This window comes from Thalassospira sp. MCCC 1A02491, from assembly GCF_001613785.1.
GTDB classification, from domain to species: Bacteria; Pseudomonadota; Alphaproteobacteria; order Rhodospirillales; family Thalassospiraceae; genus Thalassospira; species Thalassospira povalilytica.
In genome coordinates, this window is record NZ_LPVX01000024.1 from 1 (window position 1) to 3,181 (window position 3,181).

General features: G+C 53.2%; 2 rRNA genes. Both read right to left on the reverse strand.

Annotated elements, in window-relative coordinates:
- Positions 1-15: 15 nt before the first annotated feature.
- Positions 16-130: ribosomal RNA gene (gene rrf / locus AUQ42_RS08920) — 5S ribosomal RNA — on the reverse strand.
- Positions 131-242: 112 nt separating this feature from the next.
- Positions 243-2,992 (reverse strand): 23S ribosomal RNA (locus AUQ42_RS08925).
- Positions 2,993-3,181: the final 189 nt, after the last annotated feature.

Sequence of the window (3,181 nt, forward strand, 5' to 3'; positions counted from 1 at the left end):
TGCTGTATTTGGAAGGCCCGGCGGTGACCTACTCTCCCGTGCCTTAAGACAAAGTACCATCGGCGCAGGCTGGTTTCACTTCTGAGTTCGGGATGGGATCAGGTGGTTCCCGGCCGCTATGGCCACCGGGCCGTCCAAACACAGCGAAGAGATCGGATATTTTAGATCGTGATAAGTTGTATTGCATGGTCTTGCATGATTTTACCGCTGCGCAAGTCATTGCAGATCAGTAGCAAGAGGGATCAATCAAGCCGATCGATCAATTAGTACTGGTTAGCTTCACACATTGCTGCGCTTCCACACCCAGCCTATCAACCTGGTGGTCTTCCAGGGATCTGATAGGGATACCTAGTCTTGAAGGGGGCTTCCCGCTTAGATGCTTTCAGCGGTTATCCCTTCCGCACTTAGCTACCCGGCGATGCTCCTGGCGGAACAACCGGTACACCAGAGGTGCGTCCATCCCGGTCCTCTCGTACTAGGGACAGCTCTTCTCAAGTATCCTACGCCCACGGCAGATAGGGACCGAACTGTCTCACGACGTTCTAAACCCAGCTCACGTACCACTTTAATTGGCGAACAGCCAAACCCTTGGGACCTGCTCCAGCCCCAGGATGTGATGAGCCGACATCGAGGTGCCAAACACTCCCGTCGATGTGGACTCTTGGGGAGTATCAGCCTGTTATCCCCGGCGTACCTTTTATCCGTTGAGCGATGGCCCTTCCACGCGGGACCACCGGATCACTATGACCGACTTTCGTCTCTGCTCGACTTGTCAGTCTCGCAGTCAGGCAGGCTTTTGCCATTGCACTCTTAAGCTGATGTCCGACCAGCCTGAGCCTACCATCGCGCGCCTCCGTTACTCTTTGGGAGGCGACCGCCCCAGTCAAACTACCCGCCATGCAGGGTCCCGGATCCGGATAACGGACCTCGGTTAGATATCAGGAAGCAAAAGGGTGGTATCTCAAAGGTGGCTCCACCATGGCTGGCGCCATGGCTTCAAAGCCTCCCACCTATTCTGCACATTCACATCCTGATACCACTGCAAAGCTGTAGTAAAGGTGCACGGGGTCTTTCCGTCTGACCGCGGGTACTCCGCATCTTCACGGAGAATTCAATTTCGCTGAGTTGGTGTTGGAGACAGTGGGGAAGTCGTTACGCCATTCGTGCAGGTCGGAACTTACCCGACAAGGAATTTCGCTACCTTAGGACCGTTATAGTTACGGCCGCCGTTTACCGGGGCTTCAATTCAATGCTTGCACATCTCCTCTTAACCTTCCGGCACCGGGCAGGCGTCAGACCCTATACGTCGTCTTGCGACTTCGCAGAGCCCTGTGTTTTTAGTAAACAGTCGCCACCCCCTAGTCTGTGCCCCCACCACAAAGTTGCCTTTATGATGGGCCCCCTTCTCCCGAAGTTACGGGGGCAATTTGCCGAGTTCCTTCAACACCATTCTCTCAAGCGCCTTGGTATATTCAACCTGCCCACCTGTGTCGGTTTGGGGTACGGTCCATATGTGAGAGTTATTTCCTGGACCTCCTTGGCAGCTTTTCCAATCCAATAAGGAAAAACTACTTCCAGAGGCCGTCACTTCTCACGGGTACAGGAATATTAACCTGTTTCCCATCGACTACGCATTTCTGCCTCGTCTTAGGGGCCGACTCACCCTGCGCGGATTGGCCTTGCGCAGGAACCCTTGGGCTTTCGGCGAGGGAGGTTCTCACTCCCTTTATCGCTACTCATGTCAGCATTCTCGCTTCCGATACCTCCAGCATGCCTTACGGCACACCTTCACAGGCTTACGGAACGCTCCGCTACCACTTGTTCCATAAGGAACAAATCCGCAGTTTCGGTGTGTGGCTTGAGCCCCGGTACATCTTCGGCGCGGGACAGCTTATTTAGACCAGTGAGCTGTTACGCTTTCTTTAAACGATGGCTGCTTCTAAGCCAACGTCCTGGTTGTCTTGGCCGTCCTACATCCTTTCCCACTTAGCCACAACTTTGGGACCTTAACTGGCGGTCTGGGCTGTTTCCCTCTCGACCACGGACCTTAGCACCCGTAGTCTGTCTGCCAGATAGTACTCTTCGGTATTCGGAGTTTGATTAGGTTTGGTAAGCCGGTGAGGCCCCCTAGCCCATTCAGTGCTCTACCCCCGAAGGTATTCATCTGACGCTCTACCTAAATAGATTTCGCGGAGAACCAGCTATCTCCAGGTTTGATTGGCCTTTCACCCCTAACCACAAGTCATCCCCGTCTTTTTCAACAGACGTGGGTTCGGTCCTCCAGTGACTGTTACATCACCTTCAACCTGCTCATGGCTAGATCACCTGGTTTCGGGTCTAATCCCACAAACTCAATCGCCCTATTAAGACTCGCTTTCGCTGCGCCTACACCTAACGGCTTAAGCTTGCTTGTAAGACTAACTCGCTGACCCATTATGCAAGAGGTACGCTGTCACCCCATAAAGAGGCTCCAACTGCTTGTAGGCATCCGGTTTCAGGAACTATTTCACTCCCCTTATCGGGGTGCTTTTCACCTTTCCCTCACGGTACTGGTACACTATCGGTCGTCAAGGAGTACTTAGGCTTGGAGGGTGGTCCCCCCATGTTCAGACAGGATTTCACGTGTCCCGCCCTACTCGAGGACTTATGCAACTTCTACCCGTACGGGGCTATCACCCACTATGGCCGACCTTTCCAGATCGTTCCGGTTCTTATGCATAAGCCACTGGCCTGGTCCGCGTTCGCTCGCCGCTACTAGCAGAGTCTCGGTTGATGTCCTTTCCTCCGGTTACTGAGATGTTTCAGTTCACCGGGTTCGCCTCCTGCCGCTATGTATTCACGACAGGATCATCCTAATGGATGGGGTTTCCCCATTCAGAAATCTACGGGTCAAAGCCTGCTCTCGGCTCACCGTAGCTTATCGCAGAGTGCCACGTCTTTCATCGCCTCTTGACGCCAAGGCATCCACCAAATGCCCTTATTATGCTTGAGAGATCCCTCAGCTAACTGTTCTGCGGCTTGCGCAGGGGTAAAACCCTGCAAAACCGCAATACAACTAGTTCGCGATCACGTTCTTTCGTTGCGATTAAACACAACGGAAAGATCCGTTCTCTTCATATTCCCTATTCACAATGTCAAACATCTTGTCTCTGGCTGATGCCAGAAGCCTGTATCTTCCAAA